Annotated in this window: 22 protein-coding genes; 9 read left to right on the top strand and 13 right to left on the bottom strand. The window is 63.2% G+C overall.

Features of this window, described 5'->3' with window-relative positions; translation table 11 throughout:
* Positions 1–50: 50 nt before the first annotated feature.
* The 5 genes from ACF8Q6_RS25440 to ACF8Q6_RS25420 all read right to left on the bottom strand — a co-directional run bounded on the left by ACF8Q6_RS25440 (position 51) and on the right by ACF8Q6_RS25420 (position 6,226).
* The gene (locus ACF8Q6_RS25440) at positions 51–1,463 is read right to left on the bottom strand and encodes a DOPA decarboxylase (RefSeq protein WP_392490655.1); all 1,413 of its coding nucleotides are present in this window, start codon (positions 1,461–1,463) and stop codon (positions 51–53) included.
* Positions 1,464–1,611: 148 nt separating this feature from the next.
* Entirely contained in the window at positions 1,612–2,556 is a 945-nt protein-coding gene (locus ACF8Q6_RS25435) for a LysR family transcriptional regulator (protein ID WP_003250783.1), read from the bottom strand.
* A 136-nt stretch (positions 2,557–2,692) separates the two neighbouring features.
* Positions 2,693–3,406 carry a YebC/PmpR family DNA-binding transcriptional regulator gene (locus tag ACF8Q6_RS25430; RefSeq protein ID WP_004575404.1) on the bottom strand — a complete coding sequence of 238 codons (714 nt, stop codon included), beginning with the start codon at positions 3,404–3,406 and terminating at the stop codon, positions 2,693–2,695.
* 97 nt (positions 3,407–3,503) lie between these two features.
* On the bottom strand, positions 3,504–4,895 hold the full coding sequence (locus ACF8Q6_RS25425) for an FAD-dependent oxidoreductase (RefSeq protein ID WP_012052836.1): 1,392 nt from the start codon (positions 4,893–4,895) through the stop codon (positions 3,504–3,506).
* 14 nt (positions 4,896–4,909) lie between these two features.
* Entirely contained in the window at positions 4,910–6,226 is a 1,317-nt protein-coding gene (locus tag ACF8Q6_RS25420) for an MFS transporter (protein ID WP_392490654.1), read from the bottom strand.
* A 243-nt stretch (positions 6,227–6,469) separates the two neighbouring features.
* On the opposite strand from ACF8Q6_RS25420, the gene ACF8Q6_RS25415 reads away from it, so the two are divergent.
* Together ACF8Q6_RS25415 and ACF8Q6_RS25410 are read left to right on the top strand one after the other, a co-directional pair.
* Positions 6,470–7,339, top strand: a complete 870-nt coding sequence (locus ACF8Q6_RS25415) for a LysR substrate-binding domain-containing protein (protein WP_014753527.1) — start codon at positions 6,470–6,472, stop codon at positions 7,337–7,339.
* 157 nt (positions 7,340–7,496) lie between these two features.
* On the top strand, positions 7,497–7,868 hold the full coding sequence (locus tag ACF8Q6_RS25410; RefSeq protein WP_003250774.1) for a DUF2784 domain-containing protein: 372 nt from the start codon (positions 7,497–7,499) through the stop codon (positions 7,866–7,868).
* On the opposite strand, the gene tam is transcribed toward ACF8Q6_RS25410, so the two are convergent.
* Complete coding sequence (gene tam, locus ACF8Q6_RS25405) at positions 7,858–8,634, bottom strand: trans-aconitate 2-methyltransferase (protein ID WP_392490653.1); 777 nt, start codon at positions 8,632–8,634, stop codon at positions 7,858–7,860. The two genes, ACF8Q6_RS25410 and tam, sit on opposite strands and share 11 nt — an antisense overlap.
* Positions 8,635–8,748: 114 nt before the next feature.
* On the opposite strand from tam, the gene ACF8Q6_RS25400 reads away from it, so the two are divergent.
* Positions 8,749–8,928, top strand: a complete 180-nt coding sequence (locus ACF8Q6_RS25400; protein ID WP_003250772.1) for a hypothetical protein — start codon at positions 8,749–8,751, stop codon at positions 8,926–8,928.
* 3 nt (positions 8,929–8,931) lie between these two features.
* Here ACF8Q6_RS25400 and ACF8Q6_RS25395 read toward each other — a convergent pair whose 3' ends face one another.
* Positions 8,932–10,344, bottom strand: coding sequence for an amino acid permease (locus tag ACF8Q6_RS25395; RefSeq protein ID WP_004575400.1), 1,413 nt, complete (start codon positions 10,342–10,344; stop codon positions 8,932–8,934).
* A 325-nt stretch (positions 10,345–10,669) separates the two neighbouring features.
* Here ACF8Q6_RS25395 and ACF8Q6_RS25390 point away from each other — a divergent pair, with 325 nt between their 5' ends.
* From ACF8Q6_RS25390 to ACF8Q6_RS25380, 3 genes are all read left to right on the top strand, one after another.
* Positions 10,670–12,094, top strand: a complete 1,425-nt coding sequence (locus ACF8Q6_RS25390; protein WP_392490652.1) for a PLP-dependent aminotransferase family protein — start codon at positions 10,670–10,672, stop codon at positions 12,092–12,094.
* Between the two features lie 250 nt (positions 12,095–12,344).
* Positions 12,345–13,226, top strand: a complete 882-nt coding sequence (locus tag ACF8Q6_RS25385) for an RHS repeat-associated core domain-containing protein (RefSeq protein WP_392490651.1) — start codon at positions 12,345–12,347, stop codon at positions 13,224–13,226.
* 233 nt (positions 13,227–13,459) lie between these two features.
* Positions 13,460–14,014, top strand: a complete 555-nt coding sequence (locus ACF8Q6_RS25380) for a WYL domain-containing protein (protein WP_392490650.1) — start codon at positions 13,460–13,462, stop codon at positions 14,012–14,014.
* Between the two features lie 11 nt (positions 14,015–14,025).
* On the opposite strand, the gene ACF8Q6_RS25375 is transcribed toward ACF8Q6_RS25380, so the two are convergent.
* The 4 genes from ACF8Q6_RS25375 to ACF8Q6_RS25360 form a co-directional block, all read right to left on the bottom strand.
* Positions 14,026–14,802: an SDR family oxidoreductase gene (locus tag ACF8Q6_RS25375; RefSeq protein WP_392490649.1), complete on the bottom strand. Its 777-nt coding sequence runs from the start codon at positions 14,800–14,802 to the stop codon at positions 14,026–14,028.
* Between the two features lie 167 nt (positions 14,803–14,969).
* A complete protein-coding gene (locus tag ACF8Q6_RS25370) occupies positions 14,970–15,896 on the bottom strand; it encodes a LysR family transcriptional regulator (RefSeq protein WP_392490648.1) in 927 nt (308 codons plus the stop codon).
* A 126-nt stretch (positions 15,897–16,022) separates the two neighbouring features.
* A complete protein-coding gene (locus ACF8Q6_RS25365; RefSeq protein ID WP_392490647.1) occupies positions 16,023–16,745 on the bottom strand; it encodes a hypothetical protein in 723 nt (240 codons plus the stop codon).
* Positions 16,746–16,823: 78 nt separating this feature from the next.
* Positions 16,824–17,126: a DUF3077 domain-containing protein gene (locus ACF8Q6_RS25360; protein WP_161773940.1), complete on the bottom strand. Its 303-nt coding sequence runs from the start codon at positions 17,124–17,126 to the stop codon at positions 16,824–16,826.
* A 198-nt stretch (positions 17,127–17,324) separates the two neighbouring features.
* Here ACF8Q6_RS25360 and ACF8Q6_RS25355 point away from each other — a divergent pair, with 198 nt between their 5' ends.
* Positions 17,325–17,948, top strand: a complete 624-nt coding sequence (locus ACF8Q6_RS25355) for a glutathione S-transferase family protein (RefSeq protein WP_010953466.1) — start codon at positions 17,325–17,327, stop codon at positions 17,946–17,948.
* Between the two features lie 53 nt (positions 17,949–18,001).
* On the opposite strand, the gene ACF8Q6_RS25350 is transcribed toward ACF8Q6_RS25355, so the two are convergent.
* Positions 18,002–19,177 (bottom strand): MFS transporter, encoded by a 1,176-nt coding sequence (locus ACF8Q6_RS25350; RefSeq protein WP_392490646.1) that lies wholly within the window; start codon positions 19,175–19,177, stop codon positions 18,002–18,004.
* A 94-nt stretch (positions 19,178–19,271) separates the two neighbouring features.
* On the opposite strand from ACF8Q6_RS25350, the gene ACF8Q6_RS25345 reads away from it, so the two are divergent.
* On the top strand, positions 19,272–20,171 hold the full coding sequence (locus tag ACF8Q6_RS25345; RefSeq protein WP_121783687.1) for a LysR substrate-binding domain-containing protein: 900 nt from the start codon (positions 19,272–19,274) through the stop codon (positions 20,169–20,171).
* A 43-nt stretch (positions 20,172–20,214) separates the two neighbouring features.
* On the opposite strand, the gene ACF8Q6_RS25340 is transcribed toward ACF8Q6_RS25345, so the two are convergent.
* Positions 20,215–20,844, bottom strand: a complete 630-nt coding sequence (locus tag ACF8Q6_RS25340; protein WP_392490645.1) for a TetR/AcrR family transcriptional regulator — start codon at positions 20,842–20,844, stop codon at positions 20,215–20,217.
* A gap of 129 nt (positions 20,845–20,973) precedes the next feature.
* Between ACF8Q6_RS25340 and ACF8Q6_RS25335 the strand changes: the two genes are divergently transcribed.
* Positions 20,974–22,656, top strand: coding sequence for an amidohydrolase (locus ACF8Q6_RS25335; RefSeq protein ID WP_190869131.1), 1,683 nt, complete (start codon positions 20,974–20,976; stop codon positions 22,654–22,656).
* The last annotated feature ends 1 nt before the right edge of the window (position 22,657 follow it).

The raw sequence follows: 22,657 nt of genomic DNA, 5'->3' as shown, positions 1-22,657 counted from the left end.
GGCTTCAGCCCTGATGCGATCCCTAGAGAGCGGGCTTGCCCGCGAAGGCTTCAGCCCTTGATCACGTCCTGCAGACGTGCCCACAGCCGCTGCACATCCCCCCGCTCGGTCGGCAGCGCACCAATCGAAACCCGCACCATCCACCGCCCGTCCAGTGTAGCCGGCGTCACATAAGCATCGCCGGATGCATTCAACCGCTCGGCCCAACCCTTGGTATGCGCATCCAGCGCCTCCCCTTCAAGCCCCGCCGGTCGATGGCGAATGCACAAGGTTTGCAGCTGTACCGGCGCCAACACTTCCCACTCCGCCGCCGCCTCGACCTGCCCCGCCAGCCACTGGGCATTGTCCAGGTCACGCCGCAGCCGCGCCTGCAATGCGTCGACACCCTCGCTGCGCAACATGAACCACAGCTTCAACGCACGGAACCGACGGCCCAGCGGAATGCCCCAGTCGCGCAGGTTCTTCACCTCGCCATCCACCGCCGACTGCAGGTAGCTGGGATTGGTGCTCATCACTCGAATCAGGTGCTGCGGATCGCGCACGTAGTAGATCGAGCAATCGAAGGCCACACCCAGCCATTTGTGCGCGTTGACCACCACCGAATCGGCCAGCTCGATGCCGTCCCACATCCAGCGGCACTCGGGCAGGATCATCGCCGAGCCGGCCATGGCCGAATCAACGTGCAACCACAGCCCATTGGCCTGGGCGATTTCGCCCACCGCACGCAGCGGGTCAAGGGCTGTGGTCGTCGTGGTGCCGGTGGTGGCAACCACGGCGCAGGGCTGGTTGCCGGCAGCCAAGTCCTGCGCGATCGCCGCCTGCAGTGCTTCTGGGTGAAGGGCGTAGCGGTCGTCAGTGGGGATCAGGCGGATATTGTCGCGGCCAAAACCTGCCAGCAGTGCAGCCTTGTCCACCGAGCTGTGGGCGTGGGCGCTGACATACACGATCAAAGGCTTGGGCTCGGCCTGCAGGCCACCACGTACCAAGGCGTAGTCAGTGGCGCGTTCACGGGCACTGATCAGCGCCACCAGGGTGCTGGTCGAGGCAGTGTCCTGGATCACCCCACTCCACTGGCCAGACAGGCCAAGCAACTGGCGCAGCCAGTCGAGGGTGGTTTCTTCCAGTTCGCTCAGGGCCGGGCTGGATTGCCAGGACAGGCCCAGCACGCCCAGACCGGTACTGAGGAAGTCCCCCAACACCGAGGACAGGGTGCCATTGGAAGGGAAATAGCCATAGAAATCCGGGTGCTGCCAATGGGAAAGGCCGGGCATGACCAGGTTATTGACGTCGTCGAGAATGGCCGCGAAAGGTTCGCCTTGTTGAGGGGCAGTTGCGGGCAAGGCGGCCTTGAGATAGCCAGGTTCGACCTGGGCCATGACCGGGCGTTCGCCCACGGTCTGGCGGTAGTCGGCAATCAGGTCGATCAGTTGGTGGCCGTACTGGCGGAATTGTTCGGGGGTCACGCTAGCTCTCCTGGGGTTATCCATCGCCTGTGCTGGCCCTTTCGCGGGTAAACCCGCGCCTACAGCCGCGAAGAAGCCGCACAATCAACACAATGCTCCAGTCTAGGCACCTATCCCCAGCCGAATAACCCCGCTTCACGCATAGCTGCTATGGCAAACCCGCATGCCCACCCTGCACCCCGAACTGCGACTGACGCCACAGCTCGAACACCCGGTTGCGCAACCAGCGGTGCTCGGCCGAGGCCTGCAGGCGCTGGTGCCACACCACCCAATAGCGCTGGCTGTGGTCAATGAAGCCCAGTGGCCGCCAGGCCAGGTGATGTAAACGGCACAACTGCCGGGCAATATGCTCGGGGACCGTGGCCACTGCCTGACTGTTGGCAATCACTTGTACCGTGGCGCAGAAGAACGGCACTTCCAGGCTGACCCGCCGCTGCAGGCCCTGTGCGCGCAAGTGCCGGTCGATGAAGCTGTCCTTGTCGCCACCGCCCGAAATGCGCACATGCTTGTACGCCAGGTAGTCGGCCTGGCTGAGCGCGGCCTGCGCGGCCAGCGGGTGATCCTGGCGCATCAGGCATACCGCGCGGTCCTCACCCAGCAGCCGCCCATGCAGGTTGGGCGGCGACTCGTCGAACAAGGTGGTCGCCAGGTCGATTTCTCCGCTGGCCAGCAAGGCGTACTGGCCTGCCTGCCAGGTGCGATACTCCAGCGACACACCTGGCGCTTCGCGCTCCAGGGCCGCCACCAGCAGCGGCAGCATGTGCTCGGCCACATAATCCGAAGCGGCCAGGCAGAACCGCCGCTCGCAACGCGCCGGGTCGAAGATGGCGGGCTGGCGCAGCGCGTGCAGTTCTTCGAGCACCTGGCGCAAAGGCTCGACCAGGGCTTCGGCGTGTTCGCTAAGCACGTAACCACGCCCTTGGCGCACCAGCAATGGATCATCGAAGGCTTCGCGCAGGTGGGCCAACTGGCGGCTCAGGGCCGATTGGCTGACGCCCAGGCGCTCGGCCGCGTGGCTGAGGTTTTTAAGCTGCAACAGGTGGTCGAGGGTACGCAGGTGGGCGAGGCTGAGGGAGGCGAAGGTGGGGTTCATGCAGGCTCCCTGCGGTGGAATTCAAAAGCCTATTCGCGGGCAAGCCCGCTCCCACAGTGTTCTCACATCGTTCAGCATCGTGAAAACCTGCGGGAGCGGGCTTGCCCGCGAACAGGCCGCAACGCGGCCTCGACGTTTATTCAGTCAGGCCAACATAGACGTTCTGCACGTCATCGTGCTCGTCGATCGCCTCGAGGAACGCTTCGACCTCGGCCAACGCTTCAGCACTCAGGCTGGCCGCGCTTACCGGGTTTTTAGGGGTGTAGCCGATTTTTGCCGCAGTCACGGTGAAACCATGCTCCGGCAGGGCCTTCTGCACCGCGTCCAGGTCGGTGGTGTCGGTGATGAACAGGGTCGAGCCCTCTTCTTCACCTTCCTCGAAGTCCTGGGCACCGGCTTCGATCGCGGCCATTTCCGGATCAGCGTCCGCGCTCGCAGGCGTGGCTTCGATCAGGCCGACATGGTTGAAGTCCCACGCTACCGAACCGCTGGCACCCAGCTGGCCCTTGCGGAACAGCACGCGGATCTGCGCGACGGTGCGGTTGATGTTGTCGGTCAGGCACTCGACGATCAGCGGTACCTGGTGCGGTGCGAAACCTTCATAGCTCACCGCATGGTATTGCACGGCATCACCGTCCAGGCCTGCGCCCTTGCGGATTGCCCGATCCAGGGTCTCGCGGGTCATCGAAGCCTTCTTGGCTTGGACGATGGCCAGGCGCAGGCGCGGGTTCATGTCGGGATCGGCACCCGACTTGGCCGCGATCTGGATTTCCTTGGACAGCTTGCCCATGATCTTGCCTTTGGCATTGGCCGCTGTTTCTCTATGTTTGGCTTTCCACTGTGCGCCCATGTCGACTCTCTTGTTTCAGCGGCCGGTTCAGGAAGCGACCGGCCAAAAGTGGGTGCATTTTATACGCCCTCGAGCATGGGATCGACAAGAAATCTCATCAGCCTTTATCGGCCTTGCCCGCCGCTGCAGCAAACCGCGCCAACCGCACGTCCAGCCTTCGCGGGCGCACACCACGATCTTCGGCCTGCTCCTTGCGGCGGATGGCATTGCGCACCATCAGCGAGCCCAGGTAGCGGATAGGCTCGGGCGGGAACAGCCCCAGCGGCCCTTTGACCAGCGGCGACCGGGTCCACGGGTTGTCCAGCCCCAGCGCCAGCGACGAAAGAATCTGCCCGCCCATGTGGCACGGGCCAACACCGCTGCCGGAGTAACCAAAGCCGTAGAACACGTTGCCCTGCCCGTCCAACCGACCAAAGAACGGCAGGCCGGTTACCGAGCGATCCGACGGCCCGTTCCAGCTGGCCGCCAGTGGCACCTCGGCCAAGGCCGGGAAAAAGCCGCCAAGGCTTTCGCGCAGCAACCGCCGATACGGCGACGGCTGGTCGAACACCGGCAACATGCGCCCGCCATAGGCAAACGTGTTGCCGCCCTTGCCGAGCATCAGCCGGCCATCGGAGGTGTTGTGGTAGTAGTGCACGAAAATACGCGAGTCGAGCACGCTGATGCCGCTGTCCAGGCCGATCTGGCGCAGCAGCTCGGGGCACGGTTCGGTAATGACCATGTCGCTGGAAACGATCGCCACACTGCGCTCGAACTGCGGGAAGACGCGCGCCATCCAGGCATTGAGGCCCAGCACTACACGGTCGGCGCGCAGCGTGCCGTGGGCCGTGCGTACCTGCACCGGGGCGCCGTGCTCCAGGCCGGTCATGGCGGTGCCTTCGTAGAGGCGCACGCCGCGCTGCAAGGCCACGCGGCGCAGGCCGCGCACCAGTTTGCCAGGCTGCACGGTGGCGGCGGCCGGCGAGAACCAGCCCTCCAGGTGCCGTGCCGAACCGGCCAGGCGCTGCACCTGCTCCAGCGGCAAGCGGCGGAACGAGTTGATGCCCTTGTGCTCCAACGCGGCGATCACCGCGTCGGTGGCACCGACCTGCGCTGCGTTGGTGGCCGTGTACAGCGTGCCGTCCAGGCGGTAGTCGCAGTCGATGCCATTGGCCGCGCAGAACACACCGATGTCTGCGATGCTGCGCTCCGACTCGCGCACCAGCCGCACCGCCTCCGCCGCCCCGAACAGGCGTTCGAGGGTGAAGTACTTGGCCGACCAGGACAACGCACACCCCCCATTGCGGCCGCTGGCACCGGCACCACAGATGTCGGCCTCGATCAGCACCACATCCAGGGCCGGTACCGCTTCCTTGAGCATCAGTGCCGTCCACAGGCCGGTGTAGCCGCCGCCGACAATGCACACATCGCAACGGGTATCGCCTTGCAGCGGCGGGCATACCGCCTCCTGCGCCGAATCCAGGGCCTGTTGCAGCCAGAAGGGTCTCATTCGCTCGCTTTCCTTTAAGTACGCAGTGGCTTGATTGCCATGCTGGTGTTCGGTGCCACGTCGGTGCCTTGCGCGCTGCTGGCCGGGCGGCTGTTCCAGTGCGGCAGCAACACCAGCGCCGAGAACAGCGCACAGCCCGCGAACACGATGAACACCGTGACGCCGTCGAAGTAACCCGGCAGCAGCCCACCCAGCACCGCGCCCACCGAGCCACAGCCGTTGACGAAACCTGCTGCGGTGGCGCCGGCCTTGGCGGTGCCGAAGTCGATGGCTGCAGCGCCGCTGATCATCGAGTCCGGCCCGTACAGGGTCAGGCCCATGACGAACAGCAGCGCCACCACCAGCAGCACGCTGCCGGTGTGCATGGCCGCCATGAACGCCGCCAGTGTCAAGGTCAGCAGCACCAGGCTGATCACGCAGGCCGGCATGCGCCGGGCGCCAAACAGTTTGTCCGAGGCCAGGCCGATCATGATCGGGCCAAGCAGCCCGGCCAGTTCGAAAGCAGTCGGGATGATTGCCGCGCCCACTTTGCCCACCGAGGGCATCTGCTCGAAGACGATCACAGGGCCCCACAGCAAGATGGCGTAGCGGGCCGGCTTCAGCAGAAAATACGCCAGGCCCAGGGTCAACACCGTGCGGTTGCGCAAGATTTCCCGCAGGGGTGCCCACACGCTGCACAGGTTGTCGGCCGGGGCCATGCTTTGCGGCTCGGGCTCAACCGCCGGCAAGCCGACGTCCTCGGGTTTGTTGCGCTGCAGGAAGAAGAACAGCACCGCCACCAGCGCCACCACGACCGCGCTGGAGAAGAACGCCGCATGCCAGGTGCCCACCAGGGTGTAGGCCCACCAGCCCGCGAACGGCGAGGCCACCAGGCCGCCGAAGGCATAGCAGGAACTCCACAGGCCCAGCACCCGCCCGCGCTGCGAAGCCGGGAAGAAGCTGCCGATGTTCTTGCACAAGCCGGCCCAGCCGGTGGATTGCGCCAGGCCCTGTACCAGCATGCAGGTGGCGAAGATCGGGAAGGTTGCGTAACTGCCCATCACCACTGCCGCCGCCGCAGAAATCAGCAACCCGCCCAGCACGACCACGCGCGGGCCGAAGCGGTCGGCAAGCATGCCCCAGGTGAATTGGCCCACGGCATAGGCGGCCAGGTAGATGGCATCCAGGTTGGCCATGGCGGCCTTGTCGAGCATGAAGCCTGGGTCTTCGGCGATGCCCAGTTTGGCCACCGAGAAGGCTTTGCGGGTGAAGTAGAAGGCGGCGTAAGCCAGCCAGGTGATGGCGAAAATCTGGATGCGCCAGCGTTTGAACGCGGCTAGGGATTGATTCATGTAAGTCTGACCTCTTGCTCAAGTGTGCCGGCAGAATGTGAAGAAACGCCTGTCTTGTTCTTGTGTTACGCACAGCGATGACGAGGCTGTCATCGGGTCAGGTGGCGCCGTGTGAGCGCCATGGCCCTGGCGGCATTCGTGGTGCCAGCGTCGGGCTGAAATCCATGGAAACAGTTGCTGTAAGATAAATAAAATCGATTTATCGTATTACACACATAAGCCCAGCTTGTTACTGAGGTCGTCATGTCGGTTTCCCACGCTCAACTCAAGGCTTTCCACGCGGTGGCCGTGCACGGCAGCTTTACCCGCGCTGCAGAAAGGCTGTTTCTTACCCAGCCTGCGGTGTCCGATCAGGTGCGCAAACTGGAAGAGCGCTTCGGCGTATTGCTGTTCCACCGCAACAAACGCTCGGTGCAGCTCACCGACCTTGGTGAGCGGCTGCTGGGCATCAGCCAACGCCTGTTCGCCTGCGAGGCCGAGGCACAGGAGCTGCTGCACGACTCGCGTGCGCTGCACACCGGCAGCCTGGTGCTGGCAGTGGATGCGCCGGTGCACGTGCTGCCGCAGATCGCCCGCTTCTGCCAGCGTTATCCAGGTATCCAGGTGAAGATTGAAACGGGCAATACCGACGAATCGCTGGCGCGGCTGTTCAGCTATCAGGCCGACCTGGCCCTGCTGGGGCGGGATGTCGACGATGAGCGCCTGCATTGCCTGCCGCTGCGTCGTGACCCGATGGTGGCGTTCGTTTCCCACCACCACCCATGGGCCAGCCGTGGCTCGATCAGCCTGGCCGACCTGGACGACACGCCACTGGTGCTGCGCGAGCCCGGCTCGGTAACGCGGCAAACGCTGGAAGAAGAGATGCAACGTGCCGGCCTGCGGATACGCGCTGCGATCCAGGTGGAAGGCCGGGAAGCGGCGCGTGAAGCGGTAGTGGTAGGGATTGGTGTGGGCGTGGTGTCGGCGGCGGAGTTCGGTGCCGATGCGCGGGTGTGTGCGTTGCCGATTGTCGATTGCCAGCGGCATTTGACCGAGACCCTGGTGTGCCTGAGCGAGCAGCGTACACGCCGGGTGGTGGCGACTTTCCTGCAGATGGTCGAGGAAGGGGGGTAGGCCTGTGCTGGCCTTTTCGCGGGCTCGCCCGCTCCCACAGGTCCTGCGCGGCATCCGGAATCTGTGGTGATGCTGTGGGAGCGGGCGAGCCCGTGAAGGGGCCAGATCAGGCAACCCGACTATGCTGGGATAACCCCAATCCCCGGGCGCCCACCCCATGCTCTACCGCCTTGCCGCCGACACCCTGGTGCTGCTGCACCTGGCCTTCATCCTGCTGGTGCTGTTCGGGGGGCTGCTGGTGCTGCGCTGGCGCCCTGCCCTGTTGCTGCACTTGCCGGCCCTGGCCTGGGGCCTGGCGGTGGAGTGCCTGCACCTGGGCTGCCCGCTCACCACCTGGGAAAACCGCATGCGCAATGCCGCCGGTGACGCAGGTTACCAGGGCAGCTTCGTCGAGCACTACGTCTGGCCACTGATCTACCCCGCCGGCCTGACCCCGCAGATCCAGCTGCTGCTGGGCACCCTCGTGCTGGCGCTGAACCTTGGCATCTACAGCTACGTGGCCTGGCGCTGGCGCCGTCCTAGCGGGTAGCGATCACGAACAACCGCGGGAAGGGCAACAGGACCTTGCCATCAGAGGCCGGCGGATAATCGCGCTGCATGGCCTGCAGGTACATCTGCAGGAAGTCGGCCTGCTCCTGCTCATCAAGCCTGGCCAGATAAGGCCGCAACGCCGAGCCCTTGAACCATTCCACTACCGCTTCGGCGCCCCCCACCAACGGGTGATGATAGGTGGTGCGCCACACGTCCACCCGTGCGCACAGCGGGCTGAGCAAGTCGTAGTAGAACGCCGCGTTGTGCCGTGGCGGCAGCTGCAGGTCAACGAACTTCGCCGCCCAGGGGCCTTGGCTTGCGATCTCGCGCAACTGCCGATGGGCCGGCTCGTCGAGGTTGTCCGGGGTCTGCACGGCCAGGCTGGCGCCTTCGCTGAGCTGGCGCACCAGGTGCGGATACAGCAAGGCGTGGTCAGGTACCCATTGCAGCGAGGCATTGGCCAGGATCAGGTCCTGCGGCTCGGGGGCAGCCCAGCCGGCAATGTCGGCAATGACCGTGCGCACACGCGGGATGCACAGCCGCTTGCGCTCACGGGCCTTGTCGATCATGTCCGGGTCGCTGTCCAGCGCCGTCACCTGAGCATCGGGGTAACGTTGCAGCAGCACTTCGGTCGAGTTACCGGGGCCGCACCCCAGGTCGGTGGCGTGGCGCACCGGCCGTGGCGGGATGGCGGCAATCAGGTCGCGTACGGCGCGTGTGCGTTCGTCTTCGAACAGGGAATACTGGTTGGCGGACCAGGCCATGTGCGGCTCCTTTGGGCGGGCAATGTGCCTAGCATATGCCATCTGTCGCCCGGCGGGACGGTTGCGAACGGATTACCCCGGAACTGATCACCTCTGCTTGAAGTCAGTCCTTGCATGCGCACGCCCTTGAAGACCTACATCGCCCTCGCCATCCTGGCCCTGATCGCTGCGGCCGCCCTGCTCGGTTCACCGTGGATGAACCAGCGTTTCCACATGCCAGCAGAAAAAGCCCAGGCCCAACAACGCGAAACGGCCGGGTCCCCAAGGGAGCCGGCCGTTTCCAGACGCGAGTGACGCTTAGTGCTGCTTGCTACCAGAGCGGATCTGGTGCACCACACCCATCGCCACCACGACCGCCGCAGCGATACCGGTAGAAATGACCAGAATCTGGTAGTCAGGCATGAAGGCCATGGTGACCAGGGCAGCCACGATGAACGCGATCACCAGGTAGGTCAGCCACGGGAACAGCCACATCTTCAGGCGTACTTCCTTGCCCTCGGCAATCAGCTTGCGGCGCATGCGCAGCTGCGAGAAGGCGATGACCAGGTACACCAGCAGGGCGATCATGCCGGTGGTGTTCATCAGGGTGTCCAGCACGTCTTTGGGGCGCAGGGTCTCGCTGAAGTTGATCAATGCACACACCACGGCCACGGCGCACGAGCCCATGATCGCGTACACCGGTACACCGGTGCCGGCGCGGGTGATCTTGAAGAACGACGGCGCATCGCCACGCTGGGCCAGGGAGAACAGCATGCGCGAAGCGGTGTAGTGGCCCGAGATCAGGCAGCTGCTCACCGAAGTCAGCACCACGAAGTTCATCAGCAGCTCGGCATACGGCACGCCCAGCAGTTCCAGGGTACGGCGATAGGCGCCATAGCCAGAAACACCGAGGTGCGGGTCGTTCCACGGTACCAGGCAGACGATCAGGAAGATCGAGCCGACGTAGAACAGGCACACACGCCAGACCACCGAGTTGGTCGCCTTGACGATCTGCGCAGCCGGGTCCTTGGCTTCGGAAGCGGCGATGGTGACGATTTCGGCGCCGAGGAAGGCGAACATCACCCCGAGCAAGGCACCGATCACAGTGGTGATGCCATTGGGCATGAAGCCTTCGGCGGTGAGGTGGCTGATGCCGCGCACTTCACCGAACTGCCAGATGTTCATCACGGCAGCGGTACACACGATCAGGAAGCAGACGATCGCAATCACCTTGATCAAGGCGAACCAGAACTCGAACTCACCGTAGTGCTTGACGTTGAAGAAGTTGACGGTGATCAGCAACAGGGTCGTGGCCAGCACGAACACGTTGACGCTGACGTCGGGGAAGAAGCCATGCAGGATCTTGCCCGCCACATAGGCTTCCCAGGCCATGAGAATGACCCAGTACCACCAGTACAGCCAGCCGATGGTGAAACCGGCCCAACGGCCAATGGCGCGGTCGGCGTAGGTTGAGAACGAGCCGGTGTCAGGCGAGGAAGTCGCCATTTCACCCAGCATGCGCATGATCAGCACCACCAGGATGCCGCCTGCCAGGTAGGCCAGGACAGCGGCTGGGCCGGCACTGTGGATCACGCTGCCGGAACCGACGAACAAGGCGCCGCCAATAACCCCGGCGATCGACATCATCGTCAGGTGGCGCGACTTCAGCGAGGCACTGAGCTTGCTCTCGTGCCCGCTTTTCGCGGTGGTGGTTGTGGATGTTGCGTCCATCAGTTGTGTACCCCGTGCTTCTTTTTATCCAAGGAAAACTGTGAAACCCCGATGGCTGGCGATTTCACCTGTACATCAGTGCTAATGCGGGCAGGATGGTGTGAACTTACACACGCAGGCCTTCCATGGCGGCCTGCTGACGCGCCCCAGGGCGACTGCCTGAGGCGAACTGAACATGCTTTATGTGGCGATATCCGACACCTAATGTAAAAATGTCCAACGCAGAGAGCCATGCACAGTGGCATGAATCTCGCACTGCACTGTATAGGTCGCCCATGCAGTACACCCTGCAGACGCCAGGCGATACGCACCCTGAAGGCCCCGAATGTTCGAAATACATCCAGACTCCTCTACCCCGCTGGTCAACCAGATCATCGATGGGCTGCGCGAGCTGATCGACAACCAAACCCTCAAGCCAGGCGCCAAGGTCCCGTCGATCCGCGCCTTTGCCGCCAGCTATTCGGTGAGTACCTTCACCGTGGTCGAGGCCTACGACCGCCTGGTCGCCCAGGGGCTGCTGGTGAGCCGTGGCAATGCGGGGTTTTTCGTCAACCGTGCGGCGGGCGAACTGCTGGAGCAGCACAACACCGAGGCCGACACCAGTCGACCAACGTTCAACTCCGAGTGGTACCTGCAGCAGATTTTCGAAATCCGCCAGTTGCCGTACAAACCGGGGTGCGGCTGGCTGCCCAACGACTGGATGTACGAGGACGGCCTGCGCCGCGGCCTGCGCCAGGTGGCCGGCAGCCCGCTGGAGTTGTCGGGGTACGGCGACCCCATGGGCCTGATGGAGCTGCGTGCACTGACCGCACAGAACCTGCAACAAGAGCTGTCGATCGTCGCCAACCCGGCACAGCTGATGCTCACCCACGGCGCCAGCCAGGCCCTGGACCTGGCCGCACGCACACTGGTGCGCCCGGGCGATGTGGTGCTGGTGGACGACCCCGGCTACCCGAACCTCATGAGCATCCTGCGCACCCAAGGCGCAACCCTGGTAGGTGTGCCACGTACACCGGCCGGCTACGACCTGAACCAGCTGGAGCAATTGCTCACCCACCACCGCCCGACGGCGTTCTTCACCCAGCCGCACCTGCACAGCCCGACGTGCTCGCGCACCCCGCTGCCGCAGTTGCACCGCCTGCTGCAGCTTGCCAGCCAGCATGGTTTCCGCCTGGTGGAGAACAACCTGTACGCCGACATGGTCGCCGAGCCGCAGCCATGCCTGGCCAGCCTCGACCATCTGCAGCAGGTGGTGTACGTGGGCAGCTATTCCAAGAGCATTTCGCCCAACGTGCGGGTCGGCTACATGCTGGCCAGCCCCGAGCTGATGCAAAAACTGCTGCACCTGAAAATGCGCTCAGGCCTGACCACTTCGCAGGTGATGGAGCGCGTGGTGTATGCGGCGATCATCGACGGGCGCTGGCGCAAGCACCTCAAGCGCCTGCGCCAGCGCCTGGCCGAGGCGCATCAGGAAGTTGGGCGGCATCTGCATCGATTGGGCTTCGAACTGTTCACCGAATCGGACGAAGGCATGTACATCTGGACCCGCCACCCGGCGATTCCCGACAGTGCAGCGTTGCTGGACGATGCGCTGGAGAAAGGCATCATGCTTGGGCCTGGGCAGTTGTTCATGGTCGACGCCAAGGCGACCGGCTGGATGCGCTTCAACGTGGCGTTCAGTACGGACCCGGCGATGTGGGAGTTGTTGGAGAAGGTGTTGGTGAAGCATGTGCGACGGAGTGGGATGTAAAGGCGCTCAACATCTGTTTCGGGCCACACCTTCCTGTGAGGGCGCCGCTGGCCGCTTTGTTTGTTCCCTTTCATATCGAAGGTTCCCCGCCGCACCTCATCATTTCCAGCCATGCACCCCCGGGGCGGCGCCTCGCGGGGTGCAATGGCAAGGTGAAATAACACCTGGCTTTTTTACCAGTAGCACATGACGCTCGAATCAGATAAATGACTCCATCATCAACCAGACAACAAAGGAATGGAGCCCTTAAATGTTATATCTATATAACAATGATGAGATCACCACCACCCTGCAAGACAACGGTGCATCTTCGATTCTGCGAGCTAACGTTCACGCTTTATTCTTTGTACATAAACAATCGGGCCACGAACGTACAGCATTTCTAGCGTGTGACGTGAAAGGCTCGACCTTGATGCTATTGACCATCAAAAGCACGGCACCGGTAGTTTTCAGTCCATGGGGATATTTTCAGGCGGCTGGCGGCATGCTTGCGGGGTTCAAGGGAGAGTACTGCGACCCTGCTACCTCATATTACTTATTAGGTAACGGCTATCGCGGCTACAACCCAATGCTGATGAGATTCGCAAACCCTGATTCAGCGAGCCCATTCGGAGCTGGTGGTATCAACTGCTACGCTTACCTGGGGGGGGACCCTGTAAATGCCTCTGATCCGACGGGGCATATGCGAGGCAAGGTTCTGCTGAGGGAGAACAATTTGGGGGTATTTACATCCAGAAAACGATTCTGGCAAATGAAAACGCTCAATATCTATGCACACGGAGAAAATTCCAAGGTCGCCGGAATGGATGCAGATGCACTTTACGAACACCTATCCACCCAAAAAATCAGCTTTGAGCGCTACGAAAAAATACACATTATCGCTTGTCACTCTGGAGAACCTGGACCAAACGGGCAACTGTCGTTTGGCCAACGTTTTTCAAATATAACCCGAACGATCGTAAAAGCGTATAGCGGAACCGTCAGCACGGTACCCAAGCCACAACAAGACAAGCAATACACAAAAATCAAAATCTTGCGAAAAAACATCTATAAAACCAAAGGCTTCAATTACACCCCTGTCAGGTTTCAACCTATGGTTGAACACGCCTCAAGCATTCGGAGTCGCACGTAATACACCTGCAAGGCGGCCCTTTTTGTCAGGGTACGCGGACCGCTTGCACGCTGAGTTCTCTGCGCGACGGCGCAGTCAAAGGGGCTGGGCGATCTCCCACAAAGGCCTCGTCCACGCCTCGAGCCAAGGGCGCGTGCGAGAACTTGGATCCCATTCGGGGAAAAGGTATGCTGGAAAATAGCTAAACGCCACTACCCAGGCAGGCTTGGTGCCTGTCTTCAAGGATGAGCCCTTTGCCCAGCCACCCGACCCGCCACACCATCGCCCGCCAGTGGCAACTGCTCAAATTGCTGCCCGGCCGCCACCCAGGCATGAGCTCCACCCAGTTGCAGGCTGCCCTGACAACCGTGGGCCATATCACCAGCAAACGCACCGTCGAGCGCGACCTGGTCGAGCTCGCCGCACTGTTCCCGCTGCAGTGCAACAGTAAAGGCATGCCTTATGGCTGGTACTGGCAACCGGGCTTGAGCCTCGGCGAAGCGCAGCAGCTGCAACCCGACGCACTTACCCCCCCGACACACGTTGTACTGTATGCCTGGGTCGATGACGCGCTGGCCCGCCGCCTGGAACAGTCACCCCTGTCCGTCGATATGCAACTGACGCCGCAGGCTGGCGGCGGCGCCGCGCTGGTGGCCACCGTCGACGACAACCGCGCGCTGATGGGCTGGCTGCTGTCCCAGGCGGGTTCGATCCGCATCCAGGCGCCGCAGGCGCTACGTGCGGCCATGATTGAACAATTGCGCCAGAGCCTGGCGCTGCATGAGGGCGAAGGCGGCTGCAAGCAATAGCGCCAACGGCGTCAGTAGGTTCCCGGATACGCCCCGCCATCGATCAGCAGGTTCTGCCCGGTGATGTACCCGGCATGCGCACTGCACAGAAATGCGCAATACGCGCCAAACTCCGCGGCTTCGCCAAAACGCGATGCCGGAATGGCCTTGCGCCGCGCCTGGGCAATGACTTCCACATCACCACCCGCAGCCTTCAAGGTCTTTTGCAGGCGCGCCGTGTCGAACGCCCCAGGCAACAGGTTGTTGAGTGTCACATTGCGGCCCGCCAGGCGCTGCTGCCGGGCCAGGCCGGCAATGAATCCGGTCAGGCCACTGCGGGCACCGTTGGATAAACCCAGCATGTCGATCGGTGCCTTCACCGCGCCGGAGGTGATGTTCACCACCCGGCCAAAACCCCGCTCGGCCATGCCATCGACCACCGCCTTGATCAGCTCGATGGGCGTGAGCATGTTGGCATCCAGCGCCTTAAGCCAGTCATCACGCCCCCAATCACGGAAGTCCCCTGGTGGCGGGCCACCGGCGTTGTTGACCAGAATGTCGACCTGCGGGCAGGCCGCCAACAGCGCCTGGCGCACCTTGGGATCGGCCACATCACCTGCCACGGTATGGACCTCGATGCCCGGGCAGGCCCTGCGCAACTCGCTGGCGGTCTGCTCCAGGGTGGCCTGGGTACGGGCATTGATGACCAGGTTCACGCCTTCTTTGCCCAGCGCTTCGGCGCAGCCTTTACCAAGGCCTTGGCTGGCCGCGCAGACGATGGCCCAGCGGCCGGTGATGCCTAGATCCATTGGTTTGCTCCTTGATGCAATCAGGGTTACAGGGTGACTGACAGGCACTGCCGGGGCAATCTAGAGCACAGGACAGGGCCACCGGTAATGAAAAGAACTGATCCTCCGATAACCCTCGCTTATCCCTGCCAGCGCTTCGACAACAGGCTGGAAACAGAGGGGTAGCGTCACACTTCACCCGCCGTCAGTTCCTCCACCAACAATCGTGCCGCAGGCGATAACGGCGCCGCCAACCGGTGCACGATGCCGAACGGCTCGCTCAACGCCCGTAGCTGCACCGCCAGCGACACCAGCAACCCGCGCTGTTCAGCAAAGGCCGCCACTGCACGGGGAATGACCGACACCAACGTCGGGTCGTCTTCAAGCAGCATGAAGGTGGCGAAGGTGGAAAAGGTCTCCAGTGGGTACCGTGACACCTCCACCTCCGCCTCGCTCAACTCGCGTTCCAGCGCTTGGCGCATGGGCATGTTGGCCGGATAAACCACCCAGCGATAATGGCTCAGGTCGCTGATCTTGAGTGCCGTCGCCCCGGCCAGCGGATGCTGCGGATGCGCGACCACCGCCAGCGGCTCCTGGGCCAGTTCGACGAAGCCATATTCCGCCGCGTTGCGGCCCAGCCCTGGCCGGCAGATAGCCAAGTCCAGGCGCCCTTCGTCCAGCTGGACGAGCAGGTTGGCGCTGGTATTCTCGGCGATTTCCACTGCCAGTTGCGGCTGTTTGCGGCGCAAGCGCCCGAGGGCGCTGACCAGTGTGGGCATAGCCCCCATGATACTGCCCACCGCCAGCCGCCCGCCCTGGCCTTGGACGATGCCCAACACCTCTTCGCGCAGATGCCCCAGGTCACTGTGGATCAGCCGCGCGTAGCGCACCACGCAGCGGCCCACGTCGTTGGCAACCAGGCCGCTGGGCATTCGCTGGAACAACGGTACGCCCAGCACCTCCTCGACCTCGCGCAGGGCCTTGGTGGCACCGGGCTGGGAAATGGCCATGGCTTCAGCTGCCTTGTGCAGCGAGCCACAGCGGTCCAGCTCGATCAGCAAACGCAACTGGCGCAGGCGCAGGCGAGAAAAAATGGCGTCCAGAGAAGGGATCATCAGGCAGGCTCGGCAGGCGGTTCGTCATGCCGAGCACTATAGAGGGTCGTCTGCGGGGGCGTGTTGCGTTTTCAGCAAATGACTCTTGATCGCAGAACACATGCACGCATCTTTCTGCACGCTGTTTTACCGCGGGCCACGACGTGCCAGGCAGGCATAGGCCAAGCCCAGTACGCTGGCCGCCAGTATGCCAAGCAGCATCATCAGCTCACGGCTGTAACGGGCAACCATGGCCGGAAAACCGATGACCTCGCGGTACACCTGCACATTGGCCTGACCATCGGCATGGCTGATACTGACCCCACCATGGCGGATCTGCGAGTAGTCGGCATCGAAATACACCCACACCTTGCAGGTGCCACCCGGCTCGATGGCCGGGATATCAACCTGGGCAATGGCGGTTTCCAGCAGCGTGTCGTTGCCGGCAGCATCGCGCACCTGCACCAGGCCCTTGGCTGGCAGGCGGATTTTCACCTGCCGGACCTGCGCATCACCACTGTTGTGCAGTTCGATCAGCAGGCCGGTACGGTGGTCGACCAGCCCGGCCTCGAAAGGCTTGGCGAACAGCTGGGCATAAGGGGCCTGCGCCATTTCGATGAGCCGCTCGACCTGATCATGGCCCAGCTGGCCTTGAACGATACCGTTGATCTGCCCCTGCAACTGCTCGTACTTGAGCTGTTCGCTGGCCTTGCTGATCCGCTCGCTGAACTGGCTGGGGTAAGTGAGGTAGGCATAGGTCAGTGACGCCTCAAGGCGCGGATTGCCCCTGAGCAACGCGTAGGCGGCCAACAGGACCATCAGGCCGATCAGCACGGCGACGAGAAGCTTCCCCACCTTGTCCCAGCTCAATGCATGCTTCCTTCTGTCGTGTTACAGACGATTAAACCGCCCAAGGGTGCCAAGTTCGCGCCCCCCAGGCAAGCCTGGCTAGGCTTCGCCCCCGCCTTCGCGCGCCTGACGTATCTGCAGCAGCTGGCCGTCGATCAGTGACTTGGCCATCCCCGCCAGGTAGTACGTGGCCTTCATCATCACCTGGCGGTCGTCAGGCCTGTCGATCGCCCTGCGGGTGATCTCAGTGATGCAGCCCATGATGCCCGAAGCTTCCATCAGTGCGGTGCGTATTGGCAGTTGCGGTTTCATTTGCACCAGTTCGGCATCGCTGTTGCCAAAGCGGCTCGCGGCTTGCACGACATAGGGCTTGCTGCTGTTTTTCGGCGTTTCGCTGTCCATGTCCATTCCTCAAGATTAGGCGCTTGCCGAGGCTAGGCCGCTGCCTGCCCCATTACAATGACAAAGGGGTGGAAAGGGTCACTTTAGGAAATGGACTACAAGAACCCTGCACAGGGAGCGCCGAGCCACCGCTCAGCCCACTTGACCCGCCCCCGGCAGTGGCGGACGATCAACCTCCCCCACACAAGGACGAACACCATGCTGCGGATACTGGGAAGAGCCTCTTCCATCAATGTGCGAAAAGTCCTGTGGGCCTGCGCCGAATTCGAGATCGCGTTCGAGCGCGAAGACTGGGGTTCTGGCTTCAAGGCCACTGACAGCACCGAGTTCCTCGCGCTGAACCCCAACGCCATGATTCCGGTAATCCAGGACGGCGACTTCACCTTGTGGGAATCCAATAGCATCATCCGTTACCTGGCCAGCCGCTACGGCGCCACCGCGTTCTATCCCGGCGAAGCCCAGGCGCGGGCGAGGATCGACCAGTGGATCGACTGGCAGGCCTCGGACCTTAACCGCTCCTGGAGCTACGCGTTCATGTCGCTGGTCAGGCATTCTCCCGCTCACCAGGACCCGCAAGCACTGGCTGCCGGTTGTGCCGAGTGGTCACGGTACATGCGCATCCTCGACCGCCAGCTGGCCAGCACCGGTGCCTATGTGGCCGGCAGCCAGTTCACCCTGGCCGACATCCCTATCGGCCTGTCGGTCAACCGCTGGTTCGAAACGCCGTTCGAGCACCCGCACCTGCCCGCGGTGCGCGATTATTACGAGCGCCTGAGCGAGCGCCCTGCCTATCACCTGCATGGCCGAAACGGTACCCCGTAGTACCCGCAAGGACGTGTATCGAGGGGCGCAAAGCGCCCCAAGGTTCTGGCCTGTTACAGCGCAACCTGCCGCCCGGCTACCACCCCTCGCCCACGCCAGGCAAGCAGCAGCACCAGCACCAGCCCCAACGCGGCCATCGCAGCCCCCGCCAGGGAAATCGCCGGGTAGCCCAGCCCCGCGTTGATCACCGCGCCGCCCAGCGCCGCACCGATCGCATTGCCCAGGTTGAACGCGCCAATGTTCACCGCCGAGGCCAGGTTGGGCGCATCCTTGGCCGCTTCCATGACCCGCATTTGCAGCGGCGGCACCAGGGCAAAGCTGGCCGCCCCCCAAACCAGGATCGCCAGGGCAGTCGTCAGCGGCCAGTCCAGTACCAGCGGAAACACCAGCAGCACGGCAATCAGCCCAGCCAGTGACAGGATCAGGGTGCGATCGATCGAGCGGTCCGCCGCCTTGCCGCCCCACACGTTGCCCAAGGTCAGGCCGACACCGAACAGCACCAGCATGGCCGTCACGAAAGGGGTGGACGCCGCCGCTTCATGCTGCAGGATCGGCGCAATGTAGGTGAACACCGTGAACATGGCGCTGGAACCCACCACGGTCAGCAACAAGGCCGCCAGTACCGGCCTGCGGCCCAGCACACGGATCTCGGCCAGGGCACCCTCGCCCTTGGGCGACGCAACATTGGGCAGTGCGTACCAGAGCGTGGTCATCGCCACCAGGCCAAGCCCGGCAATCCCCCAGAACGCCGTGCGCCAACCCAGCATTTCACCCAACCAGGTCGCCAACGGCACGCCGCCGATGGTGGCCAGGGTCAACCCCATGAACATTGCAGCCACGGCCCCGGCGCGCTTCGCCGGCGGCACCACACTGGCCGCGACGATCGAGCCGATGCCAAAGAAGGCGCCGTGGTTGAGTGAAGTGACCACGCGGGCCACCAGCAGGCTGGCGTAGTCGCTGGCCAGGGCCGCCATCAGGTTGCCCAAGGTGAAAATGGCCATCAGCCCGATCAACAGGTAACGGCGCGGGATCTTCACCGTGGCCAGGGTCATCAGCGGCGCGCCGATCAGCACGCCGATGGCATAGGCACTGACCAGCAGCCCGGCAGCAGGGATGGAAACGCCAAGGTCGGTAGCGATACCGGGCAACATGCCCATGGGGGCGAACTCTGTAACGCCGATGCCGAAGGCACCGATGGCGAGTGCGATAAGCGGTGGATTGATACGCATGGCAAGCTCCTTATCTATGCCGCAAATGCTACGATCCGTTCCAAACGCGCACTAGACTGCATTTTTGCGAACCACCTTTGCTTGAGAGGCACAAATGGACTTCAGTGGCAGATCCGGAGAGATGGAGATTTTTGCCAAGGTGGCGCAAGCGGGCAGCCTGTCTGCCGCCGCCCGGGCGCTGGGCCTGACACCCTCGGCGGTCAGCCGTATTCTCGCCCGCACGGAACAGCGCCTGGGTACCCGCCTGCTGCTGCGCACGACCCGGGCGCTCACCCTCACCCCCGAGGGAGAGGCCTACCTGCGCGGCGCACGGCGGGTGCTGGCGGACATGCTGGAAGTGGAAGAAGCCATCACTGACCAAGGCGTGCCACGCGGGCGCTTGCGGGTCAGCGCTGCGCTGGGCCATGCCCGGTTGACCGTAGTGCCGCTGCTGGCGGCCTTCAGCGCACGCTACCCGCAAGTGCTGGTTGACCTGACCCTCAGCGACGAGGTGGCTGACATTCTCGGCGGCCAGGCCGACGTGGCGCTGCGCTTCGGTCACCTGCCGGACAGCTCGTTGAGCGCTCGCGCCATTGGCGAGACCGGCCAGGTAGTGGTGGCCTCGCCCGATTACCTGCAACGCCACGGTACCCCGCTTGCACCTGAAGACCTGGCCCGGCACAACTGCCTGCGCTTCAACTTCCGCCGCGCGATGCCCGATTGGCCGTTTCACCGCGACGGGCATACGTTCTCACTGAAGGTTAAAGGGAATATCGAATGCAGCAGCGGCGAGGCGCTGGCGCAGTTGGCCAGGCTGGGCGCCGGCGTGGCGCGTATCGGCACCTTTACCGTGGCCGATGACCTGGCCAACGGGCAACTGGTGCCGTTGCTGGAGGCTTACAACCCCGGTGATCGGGAACCGATTCATGCGGTGTTCGTCGGCGGCCCGGCGATGCCGGCGCGGGTGCGGGTGTTTGTGGATTTTCTGGTGGAACAGCTATCTGACGGCCTGTAGGGCCGGCCTCATGTCGCGACAGGGCCGCCCACGCGCGCGCTGATCAGTCTCTTCGCGCTTGCATGCCGGCCAGGATAAAGCCCATGAACCGCCGCACATCCGCCCGGTGTGCCGTTATGTCCAGCGGCTCGCGGCTGCAAAGGCGCAGCAACTGAAGGTGCCCGTAATCGTTGATCAGGAACGCCGCATAGCCCACGTCCAGCCCAGCCGCCAGCCTGCCGCTGTCGCACAAGTCCTGTAGCAGGCATTTCAATTCCTTGACCAACGCGTCGTTGACGCGCCTGTAGGCATCCGGCACGCCCTGCTGCTCAGCCCCCAGCAACGGCAGCAACGGCGGCAATATCTCGCGCCAGAGCGGTGCAGGCAGCACCTCGAATGCGTAATCGGTCAAGTGCGCTTCGTAGCAGCACAGGGCCTCCAGCGCATCGTCGAATTCCGGCAGGCGCCGCCGGGCTTCGGTCACCGCCCGGTGGTCGGCCTCGCGGAGCTTCTCCAGCAAAATTTCCTGCTTGCTGCCGAAATAAGCAAACACCGTGGGCACCGACACTGCGGCCAAGCGCGCGATCTGCTCCATGGTGGTGGTCTGGTAACCCTGCGTTTCAAACAGGCCTAGCGCCGTTCGGCTGATGGTTTCACGACGCATCGCCTTCTGCTGCTCGCGCAGTCCGCTCACATTCACACCTTTTTCGAATCGTACACGTCGGCGCACAGCATAACGCAAAGCTGCGCCGTAAAAATATTTTATTGACTAAAAGTTTTAATGAACTCAAAACTAATGCTCCATTCTGACCTGGGAGTTGCCATGTCCACCGCCGCAGACCTCATTATTCACAATGCCCGCATCTACACGGTCGACCCGCACAGGCCTTGGGCTGAGGCGGTGGCCATCTGCGGCGAACGCATCGTTTGCGTGGGCGACCACGGCAGCGTCATGGCATACGCCGGCCCTGCCACACGCCTGCTGGATGCCGGCGGCAAACTGGTGCTGCCGGGCTTCGTCGAGTCTCACTGGCATTTTTCCTCTACCGCCTTTGCCTTTCAGGCGCTGGTCAACCATACCGACCCGCTACAGGTGCTGGCCCTGCTCCAGGCCTACGTCGAGGCCAACCCCTGTGAAAAAGCCATTACCGGCATGGGCTGGATCCAGCCATTGATGCCTGGGCATATGTTGCGCCGCGAAGTACTGGATGCCATCTGTGCGGACAAGCCCGTGTGCCTGCTGTCCACCGACTATCACACCATGTGGGTCAACAGCTTCGCCCTGAACGCTGCCGGCATCGACCGCAACACCCCGCCAGTAGAAGAGGGCGCCAGCTGGTTCGAAAAGGACCCGATCACCGGCGAGCCCACGGGTGTGATCATCGACTGCGCCGCCTATTCGCTGCTGATGCAACGTCTGAGCGAAGCCGGCTACCTGCCGACAGGCATCGACCTGTACCTGCGCTCGATTCCCTTTTGGCAAGAGAAACTGGTGGCGGCCGGGATTACCACGGTATTCGATGCCGGGTTCCTCGACCCCGCTGGCGACCAGTCGCTGCTGTATGAAACCCTGCAGCAACTGGAGCGTGAGGAGCGCCTGAAACTGCGGGTGGTCGGCAGCTACATCAACATGGGCACCGAGGACGATCCGGTCACGCGGCTGCAGGCCCTGCGCGAACGCTACGACTCGCCGCTGGTCAAGGCGCAGACCCTCAAGCTGATGCTGGACGGGACCGAGCTGAACCACACCGCGTTCCTGCTCGAGCCCTATTGCGACAAGCCACACAGCTGCGGGTCGACGACCATGCCCGAGGAAGTGTTCGAGGGCCATGTGCGCAAGGCCGACGCCCTCGGTATCGACGTGATGGTGCATGCAGTGGGCGATGCCGCCGTGCGCATGGCGCTGGACGTGTTCGAGCGCACGTTCTCCAGCAATCCGCCCCGCGACCGTCGTCACGTCATCACTCACGCCTTTCTCACCCACCCCGACGACATACCGCGCTTTCGCCGTATCGGCGTCATGGCCAACACCCAGTTGCAGTGGGGCGTGGTCGACGCCTACGCCGAGGCCATCCAGCAGACCTATGGCTACCCACGCTGGGCGTCGATGTATAAATTCCGCAGCTTCATCGACCAAGGTGTGACCGTGTCCATTGGCATGGACGGCCTGGTGTGCCAATGCCGATGCCAGCACAAGCCGGTGGAACACATCGAATCGGGCCACACCCGCCAGCTCAGTGGCGAACCCGATGCCCCTGTGATGCCCGATGCCGACGAGCGCCTGAGTATCCCGCAACTGATCGCCGCCTATACCCTCAACGGTGCATACCAACTGGGCCTGGAACGGGAAATCGGTTCGATCACCGTTGGCAAGCGTGCCGACATCATCGTGCTGGAGCAGGACCTGTTCGAACTGGACCGCTACCAGATCGGCAATACCGAAGTAGCGCTGACCGTAATGAACGGCCGCATCACCCACGACGCAGGTACCCTGCCCCGCGCCTGAC

It is taken from the genome of Pseudomonas sp. GLN_2, from assembly GCF_043106005.1.
GTDB classification, from domain to species: domain Bacteria; phylum Pseudomonadota; class Gammaproteobacteria; order Pseudomonadales; family Pseudomonadaceae; genus Aquipseudomonas; species Aquipseudomonas alloputida.
The sequence above is the reverse complement of the archived record's forward strand: the minus strand, read 5'-3'. Positions and strand labels throughout refer to the sequence as shown.